The following is a 24380-nucleotide window of genomic DNA, read 5'->3' on the forward strand; positions in this document are numbered from 1 at the left end:
GCCAAATCATTCTATAGTCTGGCTTCAATTTGTTTGTTATTTTTGGAATATTGATTTGTATTGTTGTATTTATTGAAATAATATTCTGATTTTAATATTTTAATTGAAATTTAATTTCATTAAGACTAGTTTTGCTGTTCAAATCTGCACCGAATATGAACAACAAATCCCTATCTCCATCCGACAGCCAAACCCTAAGCGATTTATTGGCGAAGGTGAAATCGAATACCCAGAATTTTATGGGTTATCCGGTATCAAAGGATTTCAATTTTGAAGAACTGATGCCTTTCCTGAGCTATCCGATGAACAATTTGGGCGATCCTTTTGTAGCGTCTACCTATGCGGTCGATTCGAGGGAGATGGAAAGGGAAGTGATCCAGTTTTTTGCAACCTTGTTTAGGGCAAACGAAGACGATTGGTGGGGCTATGTAACCAATGGCGGCTCCGAAGGCAATTTGTACGGTTTGTACCTCGCCCGAGAGCTTCATCCTAAGGCGATGGTCTATTACTCTGAATCTACCCATTACAGCGTACAGAAGAATTTGCATTTGTTGAATATGCCCAATATAGTGATCAGTGCGCAAGAGAATGGAGAGATAGATTATAACGATTTGGAAAGTACCATCGGCATGAATCGCCAAACGCCGGTCATTATCATGGCCAACATTGGTACCACCATGACCGAAGCACGAGATGATATTGCCAAAATCAAGGCTATTTTAAAGAAACTGGCCATTAAGCATTATTACATTCATGCAGATGGCGCCTTATCGGGGAGCTATAGTGCCTTTATCGAGCCCCGTCCGGCTTTCGATTTTGCCGATGGCGCCGATAGCATTGCCATTAGTGGCCATAAGTTTTTCGGATCGCCTATGCCTTGTGGGGTAGTGGTGGTTAAAAAATCCAACCGTAACCGCATTGCCAGGGCTATAGATTATATCGGGAGCATCGATACCACCATTACCGGATCACGCAATGGCCACAGCCCGCTGTTTTTATGGTACACCCTAAAAAAATACGGAATTGAAGGTTTGCAAAAACGTGCGCAACATAGTTTGGATATAGCCGCCTATACACTGGAAAGATTAAAAGAAATCGGCATTCCTGCCTGGCGAAACCCAAATGCCATCACGGTCAACTTTCCAGAGCCTGATTTGGCCATTCGGCAAAAGTGGCAGCTGGCCTCAGAAAACGGCTGGTCGCACATTATCTGCATGCCGAACGTACAACGTGAACATATAGATGAACTCGTTAAAGAGCTGGCGCTGAGCTTGGTAGCTATTTAGTTCGGAGTTGAGGGTGAGGAGTTTTGAGTTTCATCGATTCAAGACTCTAAATTCCCTGCAGAATCACAATCCACACATCGCTATACTCCATACAGAGAACGCAATACGCATATCGCTTTACTCAATACGCTATTCGCAATACCAGCCTACTTCTGTCTAAAATAAATCTGGATCGGTACGCCAGAGAAATCGAAGTTTTCGCGGAGCTTGTTTTCGATAAAGCGTTTGTAAGGCTCTTTGATGTATTGGGGCAGGTTGCAGAAGAAAGCGAACATCGGCGATGTGGCATTGATCTGTGTAATGTATTTAACCTTGATGTACTTTCCTTTCAATGCCGGTGGCGGATAGCTTTCGATGATCGGCAGCATTACATCGTTCAGTTTTGAAGTAGGTATTTTCTTGCTGCGGTTTTGGTAAACTTCCAATGCAGTTTCGATCGATTTGAAGATACGCTGCTTGTTCAATACCGAGGTAAAAACAATCGGCACATCGGTAAAAGGCTGCAGTTTCTGGCGGATCTGGTCTTCGAAGGCCTTCATGGTTTTGTTGTTCTTCTCAATCAAATCCCATTTGTTAACCAATACTACGATGCCTTTCTTGTTCTTTTCGGCCAGGTGAAAAATATTCACGTCCTGCGACTCCAGGCCTTCCTGTGCATCGATCATCAAAATCACTACATCGGCCTCTTCCAGCGCCTTAATGGTACGCATTACCGAGTAAAATTCGATGTTCTCTTTTACCTTGGTCTTTTTGCGCAGTCCGGCGGTATCAATAAACATAAACTCGTGGCCAAACTGGTTGTAGTGGATATGGATCGAATCGCGGGTGGTGCCGGCAATAGGGGTAACGATATTTCTTTCGATGCCCATCAAAGCATTGACCAATGATGACTTGCCCACGTTCGGACGGCCAACCACGGTAATTTTTGGCAAGGTGTTCTCTTCTTCGGGCACATCCTCAAAATGCTTGATCACATCGTCCAGCAATTCGCCGGTTCCAGAACCCGTCATTGAAGAAATGGTATAGATTTCGCCCAGGCCAAAGCTGTAAAAAACAGCAGCTTCATGCTCTAAAGCGGTATTGTCAACCTTGTTGATCACGGTAAAAACCGGTTTCTTGCTGCGGCGCAGCAATTGTGCAATCTCATCGTCCAAATCGGTAATGCCGGTGGTTACATCCACCATAAACAACAACACGGTGGCTTCTTCAATGGCAATTACCACCTGCTCGCGGATGGCCGCTTCGAACACATCTTCAGAGTTGGCCACATAGCCGCCCGTATCAATTACGGTAAACTGTTTGTCGGTCCACTCGGCTACGCCATAGTGCCTATCGCGGGTTACGCCGCTAAAATCGTCAACAATGGCCTTGCGGCTTTCTGTTAAGCGGTTAAATAGGGTCGATTTGCCTACATTGGGTCTTCCTACTATGGCGATGATATTGCTCATTTGATTTACGATTGTAAGATTTACGATTGACGATTTTTGCGAAGCGCGGTTTGCCGTTTGATTGTTTCAAGGCAGGGTTATCCATGCTTCTTCGATAGTCGAGCCTGCAAAAGTACGCTTAATTTTTTGAAGATGAAGCCTAAATTAGTTTTTATACTTCTCCATCAGGTCGGTAAGCACCTTTTCGGTCAGCTCAAAATTGCCCAGCAAAGGGAAGCCTTCCCATCTTACTATGCCTTTCGGATCAATGATGATTACATGCGGAATGCCTTTTACTTCCAGCTGGCTCGATAGGTTCTTTTTGGTGTCGATGGCTTCGGCATATTCGATCTTCGGATCTTTAAAAGCCTTCACCTTGTCTTCCGTTTCGTCTGATAGGCCGATGATGGCCAATTTGTCGCCGTATTTTTGGTTAAAGGTATTCAGCATAGGGATGTACTTGCGGCAAGGACCGCACCAGGTGGCCCAAAAGTCGATCAACACAAACTTGCCCTTGGTATCGGGTTGCTTAGAAAGCCATTTTTCTACCACCAGTTCGGGGGCCTTTTCGTTCAGTACCGATTTGGCCCATAGTTTTTTGCCGTTGTTGCTTTCTTGGGCAAAAAGGGCGGTGCTGCAAAGTGCAAGCAAAAGGAAGAGCAGTTTTTTCATGATTTCAATAAATTAGCTTTCGTAACCAAAGTTTTTAAGGTAGTTCTTTTTGCTGCGCCAATCGGCCAGTACCTTCACAAAGGTTTGCAAAAATACTTTCTTCTCTACAAACTTCTCAATGTCTTTGCGGGCTTCCATGCCTACCTTTTTAAGCATGCTGCCACCTTTGCCAATCAAAATGTTTTTTTGCGAATCGCGTTCTACGATGATTTCGGCATTGATGCGGATAATGGCTTCCTCCTCCTTAAAAGAAGTAACAATCACCTCGGTGCTGTAGGGAATTTCTTTCTGGTAGTTGTTAAAGATCTTTTCGCGGATAATCTCCGATACAAAAAAGCGCTGGCTGCGGTCGGTCAGTTCGTCTTTGTCATAATAGGGCGGGTGCTCCGGCAAGTTATCTAAGATCAATGGCAAAAGATCGCCTATGTTATAGCCTTCCAAGGCCGAAATGGCGAAGATGTGTTTAGGGTTCAGTTCTTTTTGCCAAAAGGCTATCTTTTCTTCCACCTGCTCTTGGGTGGCTTTGTCTATCTTGTTTAAGAGTACCACCAAGGGGATGCTGGTATTGTTTATCTTTTCCAGCACGTCGTTCTCGTCGTGCTTCTCGTTAATATCGGTTACAAAAAAGATGAGGTCGGCATCAACCAGTGCGCCGTTTACGGCACTCATCATCGAATCCTGCAGGCCATATAAGGGCTTGATGATTCCTGGCGTATCTGAAAACACAATTTGGTAGTCTTCTTCGTTTACGATGCCCAAAATACGGTGGCGGGTAGTTTGCGCCTTTGGGGTAATAATAGAGAGCTTTTCGCCCACCAGAGCATTCATGAGGGTCGATTTACCTACATTGGGTTTGCCTATAATGCTTACGAAACCAGCTTTGTGCGACATATTTGAATTTTTTTTAAAATAAATTTGCACTACAAAGAAACGAATTATATCTTTGCATTCCAATTCGGAACAAGAGCGAATAAAAAACGCAAAAATTCTTAGAATTGTATAGTGTGCGGGGTGGAGCAGTTGGTAGCTCGTCGGGCTCATAACCCGAAGGTCATCAGTTCGAGTCTGGTCCCCGCTACCAAAAAAAGAAGTTGAAAGACACTTCCTTTAATGGCCCGTTCGTCTAGGGGTGAGGACGCCAGATTTTCATTCTGGAAACAGGGGTTCGATTCCCCTACGGGCTACGAAAAACCATCAATCAATGCGATTGATGGTTTTTTTATGCCAATTTTTTTGATCCTCTTATTCATCCCGCGGGATATAGTCTCGTAGTAGGGGATTAGCTCTTCGGGCTCATAGTCCCTCGAGAACGCACTATTTACAAAATTTACATTTTTATTTACAATCCAAATCGCGTAAGTTGAGCAATACCAAGGTAAATTCGGTAAATCAATTTTGAAAGGATAAAAGATATGAAAAAAGTTGTCTATGCGCTGGTCTTGCTGCTGGTTGTGGTAAGCGGACTGGTATTTGCCAATCGTGAAACTAAAAATGAAACTAAGCCATCCTCAAAGCCTTTGTCTGTTGCTGAAAGGAAAGCCCGTATGGAAGAGGACCGAAAAAAATGGGAGGCTTCTCCTGACGGAATCAAATACAAAGAATGGGAATTATCTCCCGAAGGCAAAAAAGTACATGCCAGTTATGATAAAATAAAGAAGTACATCAAAACTTTCGGCAATATGGAGGCCGTGGTTACCTCTGTTACTTTTCAGCGCGAAAACGCGAAATCATCAGGACCAAAATGGCTTATAGTGAGGATTAATGGCGAAGCATACATGATGCAGTTTACCCCCAAGGATTTTCAGCAGCTAAGCAGCCTCAAAGTTAACGACAAAATAATGGTAAGGAGCCACAGCGCAGGGTATTCGCCTAATCATCCCTATTTGATGGTATCGGGCGACTATATTGAGCATAATAACAAGGTGCTTTTTAAACGTGACTTTAGCAAAAACAACCGTTGCTGAAGTGTCGGCTCCCCGATTAACCGCAAGCTATTAAACCGGCGTTCACGCTTGTAGGGATGCTAGCAAGTGTTCAAAGAAGCTCACCTTTGGGCCACGAAAAACCATCAATCAATGCGATTGATGGTTTTTTATGTCATAAGTTCTGGAAACAAAGGTTCCAATAGCTATCTCGCTCTTATAGGCGACCACAAACAAATTAAATCAAAAGGCTGTAACCAAATATTTACAGCCTTTTTTATTGGCTTAAAATCTCAGGAGAATAACATTTTAGGCACCAGCTTGTACAGCAACAGTGAATAATGTCCTAAGTGGTTACTAAGGAAGAAGAAGTCGCTTCTGAAGAAGTTAATCTTTGGTGAACATTGCCTTAACATTTGCAGGCCACTTTTGCACGCAAACACCAAATGGCCAAATTTCTAAGGCCAAGCTTAAAAAAATGAAACTGAACCAAGAGATTTTTAAGAAGGGCTTTTGCCTTTTCTTAAGTGCGCAGCTATTGCTAAGCACCAGCGCTAGCCCCCTCGGCCCCCAAAAGGAAGAGGAAGCAGACGATACCGAATTTTCTATCGTGGTATTGCCAGATACGCAGTACTACACCAGCGAAAAGAACAAAGGCAAAAAAGAGATGTTTTTTGCACAAACCGATTGGATCGTAAAAAATGCGGCCAAAGAAAAAATTGCCTACGTGGTGCACCTGGGCGATATTTCTGACGATGGCGAAAAAATACCACAAGAATGGGTAAATGCGGCCGATGCCATGTACCGCTTAGAAAAGCCATTGCCCGGCTATCCGCAAGGCATCCCCTATGGCATGACAGTGGGCAACCACGATCAAACCAAAAGCCAGTATCCCCTAAGCGGAAAAACCGAGCAGTTTAACAAATATTTTGGAGTGGAGCACTTTAAGGGAAAAAGCTGGTACGGCGGCCACTACAGGAACGATAACGACAGCCATTTCGACCTGTTTACCGCTGGGGGCACCAAGTTTATCGCCCTCTTTTTCGAATACGATTCGTATGATGAGGATATTGAAAACCTCAACAACTGGGCCAGCCAGGTGCTAGAAAAATACAAAGACAGAAAAGCGATTCTCATTAGCCATTACATCCTTTCGAACAGTACAAAAGCCGGAACCAATGAAAAGGCCTTTGCCAGGTTTGGCAAACAGGCGCAGCGCATTTTCGACAGGCTAAAAAGATATCCAAATGTTTTCATGACCCTATCGGGCCATGTGGGTGCCAATGGCGAGGGCTTTCGCCAGGATGGCTATGCGGGCAACATCATTAAATCGTACTTGTCCGACTACCAAAGCAGGCCAGAAGGTGGCCATGGCTTAATGCGCTTGATGAAATTTTCGAAAAGCAAAGACCTGATCAGCGTGCGTACCTTTTCGCCTTATACCGGCGAAGAGGAAAAAGACGGCGACAGCGAGTTTACCATGCCTTGGATGCACCATACCAATGTAGCTAGGCACCTGGATTTTAACAACGACCAAGTAAGCCAGGTTGCTTTTTTTGCAAATGGCAAATGGCAGATTGAAGGCCAGGCACCTGTAGATTTTGGCCAGGAGGGCGATATTGCCGTACCTGCCGATTACAATGGCGACGGACAAGCCGATTTGGCCGTATTTAGGCCTGCCGAAGGCAAGTTCCTGCTGCAGGGAGGCAAAGAGGTAGCCTTGGGCAAGGCTGGCGATATTCCGGTTTGTGGCGACTATGATGGCGATGGCTTTGCCGAATTTGCGGTTTACCGTCCATCTAACCTTACCTGGTATTTTAATGGATTGGACAGCATTAAGTTTGGAGTAAAGGGCGCCATACCGGTACCGGCCGACTATGATGGCGATGGCATTAAAGACATTGGCGTTTTTAGAACGGACAATTCGTTTTGGCAAACCAGTTTGGGCAATATTCCATTGCAATTGCAGCATGTACCGGGCGATATTCCGGTGCCGGCCGATTATGATGGCGATGGCAGGGCCGAAATGGCTGTCTTCCGTCCCTCAACCGGCGAATGGATCATCGACCGCGCCCAAACCATTGTTAAACTTGGCCAAAAAGGCGATATCCCGGTACCGGGCAATTACTTTAAAGATGGAAAAACCTATCCGGCCGTTTATAGAGATGGCAAAATCATCTTGCAAAACAACAAAACCATTGATGCCAGCCAAGGAAAGGCCAGCGCATTGGTCAACGTTGCTCCAACCCTTAAAAACCTTTTTAAATAACTATTGAGTCGACACCCCTCCTTAAAAATGATGAAAAATACCTTCCTCTACCTCCTGCTGCTGTTGGGTTTTGCCCAGGCCACCCAGGCCCAGGCGCCAATAACTGCCAAAACAAATACGGCCGAGCAAAAACAGAAGCCTTATGTGATTCTGATTTCTGCCGATGGCTTTAGGCATGACTATGCCCAGAAATACCAGGCCAAAAACCTCTTGGCCTTGGCCAATAAGGGGGTGAAAGCCGAATCGATGATCCCTTCTTTTCCGGTTTCGACCCATGCCAACCATTATGCCTTGGTCAGCGGCTTGTACCCTTCGCATTCGGGCATTGTGGGCAACAGCTTTTACGACCCCGCAAGAAAACAGTTTTTTAAGGCCAGCGATGGCACCTGGTTCAAAAAAGACCCGCTTTGGGTTACGGCAGCCAAACAGGGCATGGTAACGGCAAGCTTGAGCTTTATCGATTCGAAGGCCGCCATTAACGGCTACAAGCCCACCTACTTTAGCGGCTATACAGACAAACTGAAGGCGGCCGATGAAAGGGTAGCTTTGATTAAGCAATGGCTGAGCCTGCCGGAAGACGAGCGCCCGCACTTTATTGCTTTTTACATACCCGAAGCCGATCATGCCGGGCATGAACATGGCCCCGAATCTGCAGAAGTAAATGAAGCGGTAAGCTTTATAGATGGCGTAATGGGCAAGCTGAACGACATGCTGAAGACCATCGACTTGCCGGTTAACGTTGTTTTTGTTTCAGACCATGGCATGACCCCGATTGCCAAAGAGAACTATTTGAAAGTGCCAACGGTCGACAGCAGCAAATACGTAATGGTAAACCAGTTTCAGCACATTAACCTGCACGCCAAAAACGAGGCCGATATTATGCCTTTGTACAATAGGTTTAAGAAAGAAGCCAAGGGCTATGAGGTATACCTTAAAAAAGAAGTGCCGGCCATCTTAAAATACGATGCCAAAAACGATGCCTATAGCCGCATTGGCGATGTGGTTTTAATTACCACCTGGCCAAAATCCTTTATTGCGGGCCCAACAATGGGTATCCACGGTTTTGATCCTTACCAGGTTAAAGACATGCATGCTACGTTTTTTGCCTGGGGACCTGCCTTTAAAGAACATTTGAGCATCAAGCCTTTCGAGAATGTAGAGGTTTATGGCATGGTGATGAAAATATTAGGACTAAAGCCAGAAGCTAACGATGGCAAAGGCATTTTGGCGAAAGAAATCTTAAAATAAGCGGATGAAAAATATTTTAGGCAGCTTATTGCTTTTGGCTTGTTTAAGCCATTCGGCATGGGCGCAAAAATTCGATAAGCAGGCGCATAGGGGCGGGGCAGGCTTAATGCCCGAAAACACGGTTTTATCGGCCAAATTGGCCATTGACTATGGAGCCACCATTGAAATGGACCTGTACATGAGCAAAGACGGCCAGCTGGTGGTTACCCACGATCCGAATATCGTTTCGCTTTATGCTTCTTATGCCAACGGCAAGCCTGTTTTAAAGGAAGACGAGCAAAAGCTGCTCATCAAGGAGATGGATTATGCAACAATCAAAGCCATTGAAATTGGCCTCAGGAACCATCCAAGGTATCCGCAGCAGCAAAAAATAGAGGCGCATATTCCTCGATTTGCCGATGACATCGATTCGGCCGAAGCCTATGCCAAGGCCAAACACCTGCCGGCGCCGCGTTACAATATCCAGGCCGGGCCGGCCTACACCATTAGCGACGAATTCAGGAAGGATTTTGTGAAAAAGATGATGCAAGTGATCCTGGCCAAGAAAATAAACAAACGCTCCATGTTTCAGGCTTTTGATGTTGGGATGCTGGAGGCGATGCACAGAGACTTTAAGGGAAAAATCAGGATTTCCTATCTGGTAGAAGCCAATAAAAATTTCGAAGAAACACTGAGCCTCCTAACGTTTACGCCCGATATCTACAGTCCGTATTTTGGCAATGTAACCCAGGAAATGGTAGATCAATGCCATGCCAAAAACATGAAGATCATTCCATGGACGGTGAATGAAAAGGCCACTATCGAAAAGCTCAAGTCCTTGGGCGTTGATGGGATCATTTCAGATTATCCGAACCTTTTATAGGCCTTAACTATTCCCCAAAAAAGCAGTCCTCCGGAACAATGTTTCGGGGGATTTTTTGTGTTCTCTTTTTTTACAAAGCTTTTCCCACAAACAAATTACACAAATAGTTTTCGTTTCATTTGTCTTCTCTATCAGTTAAATAGCCATTTAATTGATGCAAATGGCCCTGTTAACACCAGCTTAACTTTTAGGGTTTTTTAGGCGCTTCTGTTAATCATATCATATCTAACAGTTAATAATGGCCTAACACTTTATGGCTTGCTTTGCACCCGTTAAATCAAAGCAAAACAAACCACAAATGAGTCATTGTCAAACCCTTGATCGCTGCTTTTTTGCAGCCGGTCTGCATCACTATTTAAGCCAATAACATGAGGAAACAACTACAAAAAACAATAGCGCTTGCCGTATTGCTTTGCACTTGTTTGCTGCAGGGATTACAGGCGAAAAGCTTTACCGATAAAGTGCCGGCAAACGCACGGGTACTGGCTGCGAAATCGGTACGCAAGAATTTTAAGATCGAAGTACGCGGAACGGTAAAAGATTCGGTAGACATCTTGCCCGGCGCTTCGGTAAAAGTAAAGAACAGCAGCATTGGTACCACTACCGATTTAAACGGAAAGTTTATTTTGGATGTGCCCGACGAGAACGCCATCCTGGTTTTTTCTATGGTGGGCTACACCGCAGTAGAAGTGCCGGTTAAGGGCAGCGGCAACGTAATCAACGTTGTGCTCAAGGCATCGGGCAACAGCTTAGACGAGGTTGTAGTAACGGCCTTTAGCGGTACGCAAAAACGATCGGATATGGTAGGATCGGTTACTTCTGTAAAGCTGAGCGACCTGAGGGTGCCATCGAGTAACCTGACCACGGCCCTGGCCGGAAAAGTGGCAGGCGTAATTGCCTACCAGCGAAGTGGAGAACCCGGTGCAGATAATGCCGATTTCTTTGTAAGGGGCGTTACCACTTTCGGCTATAAAACTTCGCCATTGATTTTAATTGATGGAATGGAGCTGACCACCACCGATTTGGCGCGCTTGCTGCCCGATGACATCGCGAGCTTCTCTATTCTAAAAGATGCCACATCAACCGCTGTATATGGCGCCAGGGGGGCTAACGGCGTAATTTTGGTTACCACCAAACAAGGTACTGTTGGCAAGGCCAAACTTGCAGTAAGGCTTGAAAATTCGCTTTCAACGGCAACAAAAGACATTGAATTTGCCGACCCGGTTACCTATATGAAACTGGCTAACGAAGCCAACCTTACCAGAGATCCGCTATTGGGTACCTTGTACTCGGAAGAGAAGATAGCCAATACGCTAAAAGGCAAAAACAATATCGTTTATCCGGCCAACGATTGGCGCGACATGATCTTTAAGGATTACACCATGAACCAGCGTGCCAACCTGAACATCAGCGGCGGCGGGGGCGTGGCCAAGTATTTTGTTTCGGGCTCCTTAAACAGGGACAACGGGATGCTGAAAGTAGATCAGCGCAACAACTTTAACAACAACATCGATTTAAAGAGCTATACGCTCCGTTCTAACGTAACCATCGACGTGACAAAAACCACAGAGATGATTGTGCGCCTAAGCGGCAACTTCGATGATTATACGGGCCCGATAGATGGCGGTTCGGGCATGTACAGCAAGGTTATGCGGGCCAATCCAACCCTGTTTCCGGCATTTTACCCAACAGATAGCCAGCACCAGTTTGTAAGGCATATCATGTACGGCAATTACGGCGATGGTTCTTATTTAAATCCATACGCCGATTTAACCAGAGGCTATAAAGATTATTCGAGGTCGCTGATGCTAGCGCAGCTAGAGGTAAAGCAAGACCTGTCTAAACTGGTAAAAGGCCTGTCGTTTAGAACGATGCTCAATACCAACCGCAGCTCTTATTTTGACGTGAGCAGGTATTATAATCCATTTCTTTATACGCTGTCTGGCTATGACCAGTTAAGCAATACCTACGCCATTTCTAACCTTAACGAAGATACGGGTACCGAATACTTGGGCTATAGCGAAGGCGATAAACTGGTAAGTTCTACCTTTTACCTCGAATCGATGCTCAACTACAGCCGCGAATTTAAGAAGCACGGCTTTAGCGGCTTATTGGTTTACATGATGCGCAACAACGTGCAGGCCAATGCGGGTAGCTTGCAGTTATCATTGCCGGTACGGAATTTAGGCGTATCGGGTAGGACAACCTATTCTTATGACAGTAAGTACTATGCCGAATTCAACTTTGGCTATAATGGTTCGGAACGTTTTGCCGAAGACAAACGTTTCGGTTTTTTTCCGGCATTTGGTTTGGCCTGGTCGGTTTCGAATGAAGATTTCTTCAAAAACATTAAACCTGTCATCAGCAATTTAAGGCTGCGTGCCACCTATGGCGAAATCGGAAACGAGGCCATTGCAGATCCTACAGACCGTTTCCTGTACCTTTCTGATGTAAACATGAACGATGCGGCAAAGGCAGCTTCATTTGGCAACGGTTTGGGTGCCATGCAAACCATTAATGGGGTAACCATTAACCGTTACGCCAACCCGGCCATTACCTGGGAACGCGCCAAAAAGAAAAACCTGGCCTTAGAGCTTGGTTTGTTCAACAAAGTAAACATCCAGGCGGAGTATTTCTCCGAAATCCGCGATGGCATTTTTATGAACCGTGCCTCTATTCCGGTAACCATGGGTCTTTCATCAACTGTGAGCGCCAACATCGGCAAGGCATCGAGCAAGGGTACCGATATTTCGGTCGATTACCAGCAGATGCTCGGCAGGGAGGTGAGGCTATCGGCCAGAGGAAACTTTACCTATGCCACCAACAAGTATCTGGCTTATGAAGAGCCCCAGTACAAAGAGGCATACAGGAGCAGGATTGGCCAATCGCTCTCGCAAAGGTATGGCTACATTGCCGAACGTTTGTTTATTGACGATGCCGATGCGGCCAACTCGCCCACCCAGAACTTTGGAGGCAGCTATGCCGTTGGCGGGGGAGACATCAAATATACCGATGTAAACCGCGACGGGCAGATTACCCAGGCAGATATGGTGCCGATCGGCAATCCGCAAACCCCAGAAATCGTGTATGGCTTTGGTTTTACCATGGGCGTGAAAAACCTCGACTTTAGTGCTTTCTTTCAAGGTTTGGCCAATGAATCTTTCTGGATTGATGCCGCTGCGACTGCTCCTTTTGCTTCCTACAGAAGCCAGGCAGAAATCGACAATGGCGCCCTTGCCGGCAAAATATTGAACAACCAGTTGCTGCAGGCCTATGCCGATAGCCATTGGTCTGAAGATTCGAGAGACATTTATGCGCTTTGGCCAAGGCTAAGTCCGCAGGTAAATGCCAACAACAGCCAGGTAAGCACCTGGTTTATGCGCAACGGTTCTTTCTTAAGGCTAAAATCGGTCGAGATTGGTTATACTCTTCCCAAAAACTTCCAAAAACGCATCGGCACCTCAACTTTTAGGGTTTATGCCAATGCCACCAACCTGTTAAACTTTAGCAGCTTTAAGCTTTGGGACGTAGAAATGGGCGGCAATGGCCTGGCCTATCCTTTACAGAAAGTATTCAATATAGGCATTAACGTAACGATCAATTAATTCTCGAAAATGAAGACATTTATTAAAAACATAAGCGTAGCACTGCTATTGATTGCCGCATTGGGTTCTTGCAAAAAGTATCTGGATGTAGTGCCCGATAACGTAGCTACCATCGAGAACGCATTCACCATGCGCTCGCAAGCACAGAAGTACCTGTTTACCTGTTACTCTTACATGCCTACCGATGGCGATTTGGCCGATGATCCGGCTTTATACGGCGGCGATGAAATGTGGGCGCCCACAGCCAGAGGAGGCTATTTTAACTTGGCCCTTGGCCTGCAAAACAAAATAGGGCCGTTTGGCGATAGGTGGGCCCCAATGTACCAAGGCCTGCGCGATTGCAACATCTTTTTAGAAAACGTTGGCAAAGTGCCCGATTTAGACCAAGCCGAAAGAAACCGCTGGATTGCGGAAGTGAAATTCCTAAAAGCCTATTATCATTTTTATTTGGTAAGGATGTACGGCCCCATTCCGCTAATCAAGAAAAACTTGCCGATTGATGCAGATGCCAATGCGGTTAAGGTATACAGAGATCCGGTTGATAGCTGTTTCAGTTACATCAAACAGCTCCTTAACGAAGCCACGCCAGACCTGCCTTTGATTGTAACCGATCCGGCAAGCGAAGCGGGGCGCATTACCCAGCCGGTGGCACTATCCTTAAAAGCCAAGGTACTGGTTACGGCGGCAAGCCCTTTGTTTAATGGCAATAAGGAACAGGCCGCTTTAAAAAGCCCGAACGGTGTACAGTTGTTTAACCAGGTCTTTTCTAAAGTAAAATGGGATTCGGCTGCGGTGGCCTGCAAAAGAGCCATAGAGGTTTGCCAGCAGGCGGGCATCAAACTGTACGAGTACAATCCGAGCTTTTCCCAATTTCAGCTTACCCAAACCATTAAAACACAACTGAGCATCAGGAACAGCTTTGCAGAGAAATGGAACAGTGAAATTATCTGGGCCAATACCCAAAGCATTGCAGCTACCACCGACGTCCAAAAAAGGGCTGCCACTTGGTGGGACCCGGCATTACAGGATGGCGTAGTAGTAAGGGGCGAGTTTTCTCCACCCTTAAAAATCGCAGAGATGTTCTATTCAAAAAACGGGGTTCCGATTAACGAGGACAAAACCTTTAACTATAATGGAAGATACGGCACCAGAAAATCAACCGACGACGATAAGCTTTTGGTGAAAAAGGATTATGAAACCGCGGTGTTGAACTATGATAGGGAACCCAGGTTTTATGCCGACTTAGGCTTTGATGGCGGTATTTACTACGGCCAGGGCAAGTATGACGATTCGCAGGACCTGTTTTTTTTACAGGCCAAATACAAGGAGCGTAATGGTTTTGGCAAGATCAACTTCGGAACGGTAACCGGCTACTACGTTAAAAAATACGTGCACTATCAAAATGTGATCGGTGCCGGCAGTGCCTATTCGATTACCAATTATCCGTGGCCGATCATCAGGCTGGCCGATCTTTATCTTTTGTATGCAGAGGCGCAAAACGAATCTGCCGGACCAGGTGCCGAGGTTTTCAACTACATCAACCTGGTGCGCAAACGCGCCGGATTGAACTCGGTAGAAGATTCTTGGAGTAATTTCTCTACAAACCCTACCAAATACAATAACCAGGATGGATTAAGGGACATTATCCAACGCGAAAGGCTCATCGAGCTGGCTTTTGAATCGCAAAGGTTCTGGGATCTGAAACGCTGGAAAAGAGCTTCGGCCGAGCTGAACAATCCAATTACCAGCTGGGATATGATGCAGGCTACAACGGCAGACTATTACAGGCCGGTAACCATATTCAATCAGGTATTTGGTCTAAAGGATTATTTCTGGCCGATAAAAGATTCGAACATAGAGGCCAATAGAAATCTAGTACAAAACTTAGGATGGTAGAATTTAAACATACAGCAATGAAAAATCTTTATTTAATGCTCATAATGGTATCGCTGCTTGCTTTTGGCTGTGCCAAACAAGACAGGTTAGACCATATCGATCCGAATGCGCCAGCGCCTGCAAAAGTAAGCAATGTGGTAGTGAGCCCAACAGCTGGCGGCGGTATTGTAAAATACAAATTGCCTGCCGATCAGAACCTGGCCTATGTAAAAGCCGTTTACGAAATCCAGCCGGGCGTAAACCGTGAAGCCAAATCGTCTATGTATTCGGATACCTTGGCCTTGATCGGTTTTGGCGATACCTTGAAACACGAAATTAAAATCTACAGTGTAGGCAAAAACGAAAAGGCCTCAGAACCGGTGGTGGTTTATGTTAACCCGAAAACGCCGCCTGTAAAGTCAATTTTCGAAACGGTTGACATGACGGCTACCTTTGGGGGCATCAATGTAACTTTTAACAACAGCACAAAAGCAAACGTTTCTATCGAGTTAATGGTTGATAGTACCGGAAAAAATACCTGGGCACCTTTAAATGTGTATTATACGGCGGCCGCAACGGGTAAGTTTTCATCAAGAGGCCTAAAATCGGAACAGAAGAAATTTGCGGTTTTTGTTCGCGACAGGTGGAACAACAAGTCAGACACGCTGTTTAAAACGCTAACCCCAAAGTTTGAGGTGCAAATTCCAAAAACAGGCTGGATTTCTATGCGTTTGCCTACAGATAGCTGGCAACCGGTAAATAGCGGCTACAGCGTAGAAAAGCTATGGGATGGCAAAGTAGCTACCCTGCAAGATGGCTTGGCCACGCCAAATGGTTCGCCGCTGCCGGCATGGTTTAGCATTGATATGGGCCGTAAAGTATTGCTGAGCCGTTTTAAAGAACATCAGGCACCAAGTTCGCACTTGTACCAGGCTTCGGCGGTGAAGCGCTTTGAGCTTTGGGGTTCGAACAATCCTGATCCGGATGGTGGCTGGAAAAACTGGCAGCTGCTGGGCACTTTCGAATCTTATAAACCATCGGGCTTGCCGTTGGGACAAATTACCGATGAGGATAAAAACTATGCAAACTTTTTGGGCGAGGATTTTGAGTTTGAAAACCAGCTGCCACCAGTAAGGTACCTGCGTTGGAAAACATTGGAAACCTATAGCAGTACCGGCCAAGTTGTAATTAGCGAGCTCACCATGTTTGGTGAAATCCAACCTTAATTGATCGAAAAATGAAAAAGATACTCACTTATATTTTGGGGCTGTTTTTGGTGGCAGCAGTTTGCTTTGCCTGCAAAAAAATGGACAGTACCTATAAAGATTTTATTGTGCCGGGCGGGATTGTATACGCTGGCAAAATCACATCGCCCTTAGTGTATTCGGGCAAAAACAGGATCAAGATTGCTTGGTTAAGAGGCGCAGATCCAAACGTAACCAAGGCGAAAGTGTTTTGGGACAATTATGCCGATTCGCTGAGCGTAAATATTCCCACCACAGGCGATACCATCAGCGTAATTATTGATAACTTGGAAGAAAGACGCTACTCCTTTATCGTAAAAACCTATGACAGCAAAGGCAATTCTTCGATTCCAGTAGAGCTGCTTGGCGAAAGCTTTGGCGAAAAATATCAAACTTATTTGGTAGAACGCGCCGTATTGGGAAGCGAGATCGATGCCACTGGAAAATTGACCATTAAATGGGGCAATGCCAATGTATCTGGAGGCGCCTATGCCACAGATGTAAAGTATACAGACCTGAACAATACTGTAAAAGTGAAACGGGTTTTGGTAGGTGAAACAGTGTCGGAGATTACCGATTATAAACCGGGAACCAGTTACCAATATCAAACCGTTTACATTCCGGGCACCCGAAGCATTGATAACTTTGTTACGCCGTTTATTAAAGAATATGTAACGGCCAAAATTCCTAAAGCAGGCTTGGTAGTAACCACCGATTCTTTTGCAGCCACGTCTCAATTGGCCAATGGTGGCGGTCCGCCACAGTTTGCTTTTGACGATGATGTGAAAACCTTTTGGCATACGCACCATACGCCGGCACCGGTTCCGGGTTTCCCGCATTGGTTAGCTGTCGACCTTAAAAAAACCTATAAAGTTACCCGTGCCGAATTAACCTGTAGACCGGGCGTAACCAATACCTTTACCGCTTTTACGCTACAAGGCAGCATGGATGGCAGCAATTGGACAAACTATGGCTCTTTTACCTTGGTACAACAAGATCCAACCCAAAGCTTCAACTTAACCAGCGTAGCCGCCATGCGCTATTTTAGAATTTATGCCACGGCAGGGCCGAATGCCTACGCCAACTTGGCCGAATTCACGGTTTACGGCTACGAAGAAAATTAATCAGTCTAAAATACCCTATTGCCAACGGCCTCGATCTACCAATCGGGGCCGTTTTTTGCTTCATTAAAGTCTTGTGGAGCTTGAGTGTTGTTTTTGTTAGGATTTTGAAATGATCTCTCCACGTTTGTCGTTCCAGATGAGCTTGTCTAATTGCCATTTTACCAGTTTTCCAAAGCGGGTTGTTTCTTGTTCGAGCTTTTGGGCAATAATGGTATTCCGTCCGTCAGACCTCAGTGCAATCATTCCATAGGTAGAGACTAGGCGCTGTTTTTCTTCAGGTGTTTTAACTTTGATCATTTTCAGGGTCAGGTATTCTGGCGAAGAGCGCGAGAGTTCGGTACTATAGATCAGCGGACGGTCTCCTCTGCTGTACTTGCCGATGGCGCCCAATGTTTCGGGCCTTGGATGGCAAAACGATTCTTCGTCGCCACTAGAAATTACCGTGGCTATGGGATTAAATGCCTTTAATAGTTCATTTGTAATGTCGTGGCTGCCATGGTGGCATGATTTGGCTACATCGCATCCCATTGTTTTGTTGCAAGTTTCAATCAGCTTGTCAATCTTTTGCTGGATGGTGTTTCTTTCCTTGTCGGTTTTTGCTGCTGCCAATTGGATCTTAAGCTGCCTAAGATCTTCATTGCCATATTGCGACATAATGAAATCGGCCGAATGGGTATTGAGGTCGCCCCCAAGCAATATTTTTAGCTTTCCGATGTGCGCCATAATCACTACCGAATGGCCATTTTTCGTTTTTCCCACATCGCCATCTGCGAACCACCTCAGCGCATAGCCTTCCTTGCCGCCAATTTTCACCTTTTCTGCAATTGGGGCAATTACCTCCAATTTGAGCTGTCCATCATCATAAATGATGTTTTCTTCCCCTAGCACCTTGTAAAGGCCATCAACTTTAATTCCATCGTATGTTTTAATCGCGGCCGAAAGCAGTTTTTGATAATTGCTCTGCGTTACGCCCTCACCCAAAACCGGTTTCAGCTTTTCCTTTGTATCTATAAAATCGCTAACATAATCGATACCCTGATAAGTAGTAGTGGCGCCAATAGAAGAGCCTGGCCGCTGCACAATGGTGTTATGATAAATCTGTTTAAAAGGGATTTTCCTTTTAAAAGCACCGGCAGGATTGGCCAGGACTTTTGCAAAGCCCTTGTAGTGGTCTTCATCGCTATGGCTAATCATGGCATTAAATGCGGGCAGGGGTTTGGTGCTTCCTTTTAGGTTAAACCTCCAGCCCAAAAAATGGTACATGTTGTCCTTTTCGCCGGCATCTATAATAAAGTGCTCGTCACTTGGGCTAACCAGGTGGCAGCCATCGCCTTGGCCAATGTCTATAAAATTAACTTCCAGTACCCTGTTCAGCTGTATGTCGGCCAGCCTCATCCAACCATCATCCTGTCTTGAGCGTACCATTACCCATGTTTCGCCTTTGTATTGCTGCACGTGTGTAGCAGTCCATTTTCTGTCGGGTGCAGTTCTTGGAGGGGTAATGTAATCGCCGAAAATGAGGTGTTGAATGTTTTTGCCACCAGGTTTTGCATAGATTCTGGCTTCAGGGAAAACGGCAAAGCCATAACCCTGGTCTTGGAGAGCGTTAAATTCCATATCTGCTAAATTAGTTAATCTAACTTACTGATATATAGTGGCTTTTGCAAGTTAAGTTTTTGGTCGCTTCATCAACAGGGCATTTGAGCACAGCGAAAAGGTATTGAACAGATTTTGACTAGCAAAAAATAAACTAGGCATATTGTGCCATCCAAATGGTGGCATAGCCACAGCTTGGATCTTTAACTATATGCTTCAGGATCTTAAAATGGTGCTTGGCCAATAGCGTTTCGTATTCGCTAGTATCAAGAGAGGCATGGAAAAGATTTTCGCCACCGTTCATGCCCCATGCTTCTCCGCGTTCGGTGCCTGTGGTAAAAAGCAGGATGCCCTTGGGGTTGAGGTGCTTTTCGAAAAGACCGAACATGGCAGGCTGATCGGCAGCAGGCAGGTGAAAAAAGCTGTGCCAGGCAATAATGGCATCGAATGTGCTGCTGAGATTGAGCTGCCTCATGTCTTGCAGGATAAATTCTTCCTGTGGAAAGTTTGCCTTGGCCAAATCGAGTATGCTGCTGCTTGCATCAACCCCTATGGCCTGCACACCCTTGCCGATGAGGTATTCGAACATCGGCTTTCCGGTACCGCAACCCAGGTCTAAAACAGTGCCGTTTGCAGGCAACAGGGCTATCAGCTCGTTTAGATAGTTTTGCTCCATCAATGCCGGCCTGTTGTCTGAAAACCAATGTGCAATTTTATTGTACACCTTGTACACGTCTTTTCTTTCGCCGTTTTCCATGTACGAAGTAAAAGAAAAACCATAAGCTCGGCAAGCTGCGTTTAAGAATTTTTCATTGTTAATGGGGATTTGATGAAATAAACTCGGGTGTTCTTAGGGGCTATTTAAAAAAATACTAATTTAAGGAGATGAAAAGAACCCTATTGATTTTAGGCTGCATCCTATACAGCCAGCTTTCTTTTGCCCAAAAAAAAGCAGTTGCCTTAACAAATACATCCATTATAGGAACATGGAAGCTGGTTTCCAGCAAAAAGATCGTAAAGAATGATACCACCGTCACTTATCCCGTAAAAGGCGAAAACCAAGAAACGCTGAAGCTGTTTAACGGAACCCATTTTTCGTTTTTTACGCACGACCTGCACAAAGGGAAAGTTAAAACCCCGGCCTTTAGCGCAGGTGCCGGCACCTATGTGCTTTCGGGAAATAACTACAGCGAGCACCTGATCTACTGCAGCCACAGAGATTGGGAAAATACCAGGTTTAAATTTACCCTGAGCTTAAACAACAATACGTTGATCCAAAAGGGAATTGAACGAATAGACAGTTTAAACGTCAATCAGGAAATTATAGAAGTTTACGTCAAGGTAAAATAGGCTAGCCGTTGGGATGCAGCAGCGCACCTGGCGATACGCCAAATTCCTTTTTAAAGGCGAAAGAAAAATGTGATAGGTCTTCGAAGCCCAGGTCCAAATAAATGTCTGATGGTTTTTGCTTCTTTTCCTCGATCAGGAAACGTGCTTCCTGTAGCCGCCTCTTCACCAGCCAGCGGTTGGGCGTTTCCTTGAACAGTTGCTTAAAATCGCGCTTAAAAGCCGAGAGGCTGCGCCCATTAAGAAATGCAAAACGCTCCATGCTTACATTGAACTTGTAGTTTTTTTGCATAAATGCTTCGAGATCCAGTCGGCCGGGCACGCCAAAATCGAAAAGGATATCCGACAGTTCGGGGTGCAGCTCCAAGAGAATGAGCAGGAGCTCTTCTCTTTTCAGATCGGCAAATGTTTGGCTTATCTCTCCCGAAGCCTTGTAATAAGGTTCAAGCGAAAGCAGAAAGCTGCTGATGAGCTTGTCTTTTTTAAGTCTGATAAAGGCGTCTTTTGAGCTATGGTTCTGGAAGGTGATGGGATGCTTTTTTTGAAAGCTCTTTAGAAAAACTTCGTCAAAAAAGATAATCACTTTTTCGAATTCTCCATTTTCCCTTACCTTGTTATAGCGGGCCAGCCTGTTTTTGCGCACAATGCAGCTTTCGCCAGGCTTGAGCACCTGGTGCTTGTTGCCATCGTAGCCATTCATGGTCCCCTTGGCCACAAACACAAAGAAATGCTCGGCAATAAATTGTTCGGGCGAAAGCGCCGGGCCAACCACACAGGATTTGATTTCAGAGAATTTCATTCTTAACTATTTTACATCTTTCCACCATTGTTTAAATACCTGAGCGCTGTTCTCCAGCATCACTTTCTCCCCAATCATTGGGGTAGCCAGCCTGTAAGGTTTCAATTGCGACAGGGCCGAAATCTTTTCCAAAGGCTCATACCATGGGTGCCTGGCCAAGGTAAACTTGGAGTGGTGCACCGGCAACAGGTGCCTTGCCTTGAGTTCGGTAGTTGCCAAAGCCACTTCTTCGGGCAGCTCGTGTACCGATTGCCATGCCTTGTTGTACTGTCCGCATTCCATGATGGCCCAATCTATAGGCGGATATTTTGCCGCTATGGCCTTAAAGCGGTCGCTATAGCCACCATCGCCGCTGTAGTAGATGTTCATGGCAGGAGTTTGGATGTAAAACGATAGCCACAATGCCCTATCGGCAGCAAAGCCACGTCCGCCGGCATGGTGCGTATTTTCGGCAATGATGTTAAAGCCCGGCTTAACGGCTACGCTTTCGCCCCAGTCTTTTTCTATGATTTGCTTAGGCGTGTAGCCCCATCTTTCATAATGTGCACCGGCACCCAATCCGCAAACCACCTGTTTTGTTTTGGGCTGCAGGGCTTTTGCCGTTTCATAATCCAGGTGGTCGTAATGGTCGTGCGAGAGTAGCATGTAATCGATTTCGGGCAGATCGGCCACGCTATAAATATCGCTGCCTTTATAGGCCTTTACGCCCCAGGGCAGGGGCGATGCCGTGCCGCTGAAAATCGGGTCGACCAAGATCTTTACGCCATCAACCTGCAAAAAGAAGGAAGAATGACCAAACCAAACCAGTACATTGCTGTCAGCAGGAAGCGATTTGAGATCGATTTTTATAGAAGGCAAAGTGCCCTTTGGTTCGGTATTGGGGTAGGTTTTGCTGAGCGAATTCCATATTTCGCCCCAAAAACTGTATCCCTCGCTAATGGTTGGCTTTTCTATAAGGTTGTGGAATTTGCCGTCTTTGAAATGTTTGGATCGCTGCACCAGCTCTAATCTCTTGCCCTCGGGCAATGCACCAAACTGCGGCTTTTTCATATAGAAATAAGTCACTATAGCCAGTATCGCCACTATACAGAACAGCACGATAAGCGTACGGACAAATATTTTCAACAATCGCTTTTTCATTTGGCCTGCTTTTTAATGTCGGCCACCTCTAAAATAGTTGTACTGTAGCCCCGTTGCACACAGTGGATCATTGCCAAGCCCACTTCTTCCATTTTGCAGATCCAGTTGGGAAGGATTAAATACCACAAAGGCGACAGTGCGTCGAATACGCGGTAAATAAAGCGCACCTGTTGCTGTCCTTTTACCGGCCTCATCAATCCCGGCCTGAAATTATAAACCGCTTTGAAAGGCAACTTGGCCAGCGCATTTTCGGTTCTGCCTTTTACCCTTGCCCACATTGTTTTTCCCTGTTCGGTGCTATCGGTACGATTTCCAGAAACATAGGTGAAAATCATTTGCGGATTGATCTCGGAGAGTGTTTGGGCAAAGGGAACAACAAAGTCGTAAGTTTTTTTGGTAAACGATGCCTCGTCTTCGCCAACAGAACTTGCACCGGCACAAAAAAAGCAGGCATCGTAGGCCTTGAGCAATTCGCCATGGTTTTTGATTTCCGAAAAGTCTTTTAAGAGCAGCTCTTTCAGTTTTTCGTGTTTGTGGGCGAGCGGTTTTCGGCTAATGCTCAAAACTTCTGTTACTGCAGGGTTTGCTAAACAAACCAGCATCACGCCTTCTCCAACCAACCCGGTTGCACCTGTTATGATGATCTTCATTTGATGATGTTTAAATCTATTAAACTATTGGCAGTGGCCAAAATGGCTTCTTCGGTAGATCTCGGTTTCCAGCCCAACATTTTGATGGCCTTTTCGCTGCTGGCCCTTTTGATCATGCCCAAATAAGGCGTTGCCCCTTTTAGTTTAGGATTAAATATAGCCAACAATTTAATAAACCAGCTAGGCAATTCTCTACTTGGAACTTTTGCGGCCTTTTCTCCCATATTCTTTTTGAGCACGTTTGCCGTATCTAAAAGTGAAAAGCCTTCTCCAGCAACGGCAATAAAACGCTGTCCGTTTGCCTCCGGCATGGTCATGGCCTTCAAATGCAGGTCGGCAACATCGCGAACATCTACATAGCCCGAAACAATTTTAGGGCAGGCTTTCATCTCTCCATTCAGCATTTGCCTGATGTTTTGAATAGAATGCGAAAAATCATCGCCCAGTACCGGCCCCAAAACTCCGGTAGGATTTACCACAGCCAGTTCCATGCCGTCACCTTCGGTTGCTATAAAATCCCAGGCTGCTTTTTCAGAAATGGTTTTTGATCGCTGATAAGGAAAAACAGTGTCATTTAATACCGTCCAATCTTCTTCGGTATAAGGAGTTGTTTTTACGGTGCCAAAGCCCACTGCGCCAAATGCCGAGGTGAGCACCACTCTTTTTACGCCTGCTTTTTTGGCCGCACGCATTACAAAGAGCACGCCGTTTTTAGCGGGAACTACAAAATCGTCTTCGGTAACGGCATCGGTATGGGGCGTAGGCGAGGCTACGTGGATCACATACGAGCATCCCTGAACCGCTTCTTGCCAACTGGCTTCGTTTTGCAGATCGGCAAGGACAAAAGACAAGTCGTCGAATGACCAAATGCCACCTGCTTTGAGCAGCTGCTTTACCAAATCTGCCTTATTGAGCGAACGAAGAGTGGCTTTTACTTTATATCCATTGTTGAGTAAGGCAATAATGCAATAGGAGGCAATAAACCCGGAACCACCTGTTACCAATACTGTTTCTTTTGTTTCCATGATTGAAATTTTGATAAAGCAAATTTCGATAATGGATATAAGGATAGTTTTGTTGAAAAGGCCAAACTTGTTTGTTGAGCAGTCCAACTGATCCTTGTTGCGAAAGCCTATGCTTTTGGCGGTCAGTTTTTAAGGTTAAATAGGAGGAAATTGCAGTAGCCGCCCAGCTCCAACCTTTCAACAAAATACTTGGTTTCAGTGATATCGACAGGTCTATGTTCTCCTAATTTTGTATGGTATTCGATGATCGATCCGGATATGTAAATGGTCTTGGGCTTATCAATGCGCA

Annotated in this window: 19 protein-coding genes and 2 tRNA genes; 12 read left to right on the forward strand and 9 right to left on the reverse strand. The window is 45.5% G+C overall.

Annotation, left to right across the window (positions count from 1 at the left end):
• Positions 1-155 precede the first annotated feature (155 nt).
• Positions 156-1286: a histidine decarboxylase gene (locus AC570H_RS20595; protein ID WP_497358446.1), complete on the forward strand. Its 1131-nt coding sequence runs from the start codon at positions 156-158 to the stop codon at positions 1284-1286.
• A gap of 146 nt (positions 1287-1432) precedes the next feature.
• Here the strand turns inward: AC570H_RS20595 and der are convergent, their stop codons facing one another.
• The 3 genes from der to era form a co-directional block, all read right to left on the reverse strand.
• Positions 1433-2734, reverse strand: a complete 1302-nt coding sequence (gene der / locus AC570H_RS20600) for a ribosome biogenesis GTPase Der (protein ID WP_497358448.1) — start codon at positions 2732-2734, stop codon at positions 1433-1435.
• A 144-nt stretch (positions 2735-2878) separates the two neighbouring features.
• On the reverse strand, positions 2879-3385 hold the full coding sequence (locus AC570H_RS20605) for a TlpA family protein disulfide reductase (RefSeq protein ID WP_497358450.1): 507 nt from the start codon (positions 3383-3385) through the stop codon (positions 2879-2881).
• 12 nt (positions 3386-3397) lie between these two features.
• Positions 3398-4276: a GTPase Era gene (gene era, locus AC570H_RS20610; protein ID WP_497358452.1), complete on the reverse strand. Its 879-nt coding sequence runs from the start codon at positions 4274-4276 to the stop codon at positions 3398-3400.
• Between the two features lie 114 nt (positions 4277-4390).
• Between era and AC570H_RS20615 the strand changes: the two genes are divergently transcribed.
• From AC570H_RS20615 to AC570H_RS20660, 10 genes are all read left to right on the forward strand, one after another.
• A tRNA-Met gene (locus tag AC570H_RS20615) sits at positions 4391-4466 on the forward strand.
• Positions 4467-4497: 31 nt separating this feature from the next.
• Positions 4498-4569: transfer RNA gene (locus tag AC570H_RS20620), tRNA-Glu, on the forward strand.
• A gap of 228 nt (positions 4570-4797) precedes the next feature.
• Entirely contained in the window at positions 4798-5349 is a 552-nt protein-coding gene (locus tag AC570H_RS20625) for a hypothetical protein (RefSeq protein ID WP_497358454.1), read from the forward strand.
• Positions 5350-5785: 436 nt separating this feature from the next.
• The gene (locus tag AC570H_RS20630; protein ID WP_497358456.1) at positions 5786-7576 is read left to right on the forward strand and encodes a metallophosphoesterase; all 1791 of its coding nucleotides are present in this window, start codon (positions 5786-5788) and stop codon (positions 7574-7576) included.
• A 27-nt stretch (positions 7577-7603) separates the two neighbouring features.
• On the forward strand, positions 7604-8824 hold the full coding sequence (locus tag AC570H_RS20635) for an alkaline phosphatase family protein (protein WP_497358458.1): 1221 nt from the start codon (positions 7604-7606) through the stop codon (positions 8822-8824).
• Positions 8825-8828: 4 nt separating this feature from the next.
• Positions 8829-9686, forward strand: a complete 858-nt coding sequence (locus tag AC570H_RS20640) for a glycerophosphodiester phosphodiesterase family protein (RefSeq protein WP_497358460.1) — start codon at positions 8829-8831, stop codon at positions 9684-9686.
• A 368-nt stretch (positions 9687-10054) separates the two neighbouring features.
• Complete coding sequence (locus AC570H_RS20645; protein WP_497358462.1) at positions 10055-13291, forward strand: SusC/RagA family TonB-linked outer membrane protein; 3237 nt, start codon at positions 10055-10057, stop codon at positions 13289-13291.
• Positions 13292-13300: 9 nt separating this feature from the next.
• Complete coding sequence (locus AC570H_RS20650) at positions 13301-15187, forward strand: RagB/SusD family nutrient uptake outer membrane protein (RefSeq protein WP_497358464.1); 1887 nt, start codon at positions 13301-13303, stop codon at positions 15185-15187.
• Between the two features lie 17 nt (positions 15188-15204).
• On the forward strand, positions 15205-16392 hold the full coding sequence (locus AC570H_RS20655; RefSeq protein WP_497358466.1) for a DUF5000 domain-containing lipoprotein: 1188 nt from the start codon (positions 15205-15207) through the stop codon (positions 16390-16392).
• A gap of 11 nt (positions 16393-16403) precedes the next feature.
• Positions 16404-17534 (forward strand): DUF4998 domain-containing protein, encoded by a 1131-nt coding sequence (locus AC570H_RS20660; protein ID WP_497358468.1) that lies wholly within the window; start codon positions 16404-16406, stop codon positions 17532-17534.
• A 96-nt stretch (positions 17535-17630) separates the two neighbouring features.
• On the opposite strand, the gene AC570H_RS20665 is transcribed toward AC570H_RS20660, so the two are convergent.
• Positions 17631-19151 (reverse strand): ComEC/Rec2 family competence protein, encoded by a 1521-nt coding sequence (locus AC570H_RS20665; RefSeq protein WP_497358470.1) that lies wholly within the window; start codon positions 19149-19151, stop codon positions 17631-17633.
• A gap of 133 nt (positions 19152-19284) precedes the next feature.
• The gene (locus tag AC570H_RS20670; RefSeq protein ID WP_497358472.1) at positions 19285-19887 is read right to left on the reverse strand and encodes a class I SAM-dependent methyltransferase; all 603 of its coding nucleotides are present in this window, start codon (positions 19885-19887) and stop codon (positions 19285-19287) included.
• A 128-nt stretch (positions 19888-20015) separates the two neighbouring features.
• Between AC570H_RS20670 and AC570H_RS20675 the strand changes: the two genes are divergently transcribed.
• Positions 20016-20480 (forward strand): hypothetical protein, encoded by a 465-nt coding sequence (locus tag AC570H_RS20675; protein ID WP_497358474.1) that lies wholly within the window; start codon positions 20016-20018, stop codon positions 20478-20480.
• Between the two features lies 1 nt (position 20481).
• Here AC570H_RS20675 and AC570H_RS20680 read toward each other — a convergent pair whose 3' ends face one another.
• The 4 genes from AC570H_RS20680 to AC570H_RS20695 are packed head-to-tail and all read right to left on the reverse strand — an operon-like array spanning position 20482 to position 24091.
• Positions 20482-21276 carry a helix-turn-helix domain-containing protein gene (locus AC570H_RS20680; RefSeq protein WP_497358476.1) on the reverse strand — a complete coding sequence of 265 codons (795 nt, stop codon included), beginning with the start codon at positions 21274-21276 and terminating at the stop codon, positions 20482-20484.
• A gap of 6 nt (positions 21277-21282) precedes the next feature.
• Entirely contained in the window at positions 21283-22416 is a 1134-nt protein-coding gene (locus tag AC570H_RS20685; RefSeq protein WP_497358478.1) for an MBL fold metallo-hydrolase, read from the reverse strand.
• The gene (locus tag AC570H_RS20690; protein WP_497358480.1) at positions 22413-23066 is read right to left on the reverse strand and encodes an NAD-dependent epimerase/dehydratase family protein; all 654 of its coding nucleotides are present in this window, start codon (positions 23064-23066) and stop codon (positions 22413-22415) included. Before AC570H_RS20690 ends, AC570H_RS20685 begins: the two co-directional genes overlap by 4 nt.
• Positions 23063-24091, reverse strand: a complete 1029-nt coding sequence (locus AC570H_RS20695) for an SDR family oxidoreductase (protein WP_497358482.1) — start codon at positions 24089-24091, stop codon at positions 23063-23065. Before AC570H_RS20695 ends, AC570H_RS20690 begins: the two co-directional genes overlap by 4 nt.
• Positions 24092-24380 lie beyond the last annotated feature (289 nt).

The sequence above is a fragment of the Pedobacter sp. B4419 genome (assembly GCF_059693725.1).

Excerpts from the sequence above, each read along its gene's own strand:
- AC570H_RS20595 (WP_497358446.1), top strand. The coding sequence starts at position 156 with ATGAACAACAAATCCCTATCTCCATCCGACAGCCAAACCCTAAGCGAT.
- der (WP_497358448.1), bottom strand. The coding sequence starts at position 2,734 with ATGAGCAATATCATCGCCATAGTAGGAAGACCCAATGTAGGCAAATCG.
- AC570H_RS20605 (WP_497358450.1), bottom strand. The coding sequence starts at position 3,385 with ATGAAAAAACTGCTCTTCCTTTTGCTTGCACTTTGCAGCACCGCCCTT.
- era (WP_497358452.1), bottom strand. The coding sequence starts at position 4,276 with ATGTCGCACAAAGCTGGTTTCGTAAGCATTATAGGCAAACCCAATGTA.
- AC570H_RS20625 (WP_497358454.1), top strand. The coding sequence starts at position 4,798 with ATGAAAAAAGTTGTCTATGCGCTGGTCTTGCTGCTGGTTGTGGTAAGC.
- AC570H_RS20630 (WP_497358456.1), top strand. The coding sequence starts at position 5,786 with ATGAAACTGAACCAAGAGATTTTTAAGAAGGGCTTTTGCCTTTTCTTA.
- AC570H_RS20635 (WP_497358458.1), top strand. The coding sequence starts at position 7,604 with ATGATGAAAAATACCTTCCTCTACCTCCTGCTGCTGTTGGGTTTTGCC.
- AC570H_RS20640 (WP_497358460.1), top strand. The coding sequence starts at position 8,829 with ATGAAAAATATTTTAGGCAGCTTATTGCTTTTGGCTTGTTTAAGCCAT.
- AC570H_RS20645 (WP_497358462.1), top strand. The coding sequence starts at position 10,055 with ATGAGGAAACAACTACAAAAAACAATAGCGCTTGCCGTATTGCTTTGC.
- AC570H_RS20650 (WP_497358464.1), top strand. The coding sequence starts at position 13,301 with ATGAAGACATTTATTAAAAACATAAGCGTAGCACTGCTATTGATTGCC.
- AC570H_RS20655 (WP_497358466.1), top strand. The coding sequence starts at position 15,205 with ATGAAAAATCTTTATTTAATGCTCATAATGGTATCGCTGCTTGCTTTT.
- AC570H_RS20660 (WP_497358468.1), top strand. The coding sequence starts at position 16,404 with ATGAAAAAGATACTCACTTATATTTTGGGGCTGTTTTTGGTGGCAGCA.
- AC570H_RS20665 (WP_497358470.1), bottom strand. The coding sequence starts at position 19,151 with ATGGAATTTAACGCTCTCCAAGACCAGGGTTATGGCTTTGCCGTTTTC.
- AC570H_RS20670 (WP_497358472.1), bottom strand. The coding sequence starts at position 19,887 with ATGGAAAACGGCGAAAGAAAAGACGTGTACAAGGTGTACAATAAAATT.
- AC570H_RS20675 (WP_497358474.1), top strand. The coding sequence starts at position 20,016 with ATGAAAAGAACCCTATTGATTTTAGGCTGCATCCTATACAGCCAGCTT.
- AC570H_RS20680 (WP_497358476.1), bottom strand. The coding sequence starts at position 21,276 with ATGAAATTCTCTGAAATCAAATCCTGTGTGGTTGGCCCGGCGCTTTCG.
- AC570H_RS20685 (WP_497358478.1), bottom strand. The coding sequence starts at position 22,416 with ATGAAAAAGCGATTGTTGAAAATATTTGTCCGTACGCTTATCGTGCTG.
- AC570H_RS20690 (WP_497358480.1), bottom strand. The coding sequence starts at position 23,066 with ATGAAGATCATCATAACAGGTGCAACCGGGTTGGTTGGAGAAGGCGTG.
- AC570H_RS20695 (WP_497358482.1), bottom strand. The coding sequence starts at position 24,091 with ATGGAAACAAAAGAAACAGTATTGGTAACAGGTGGTTCCGGGTTTATT.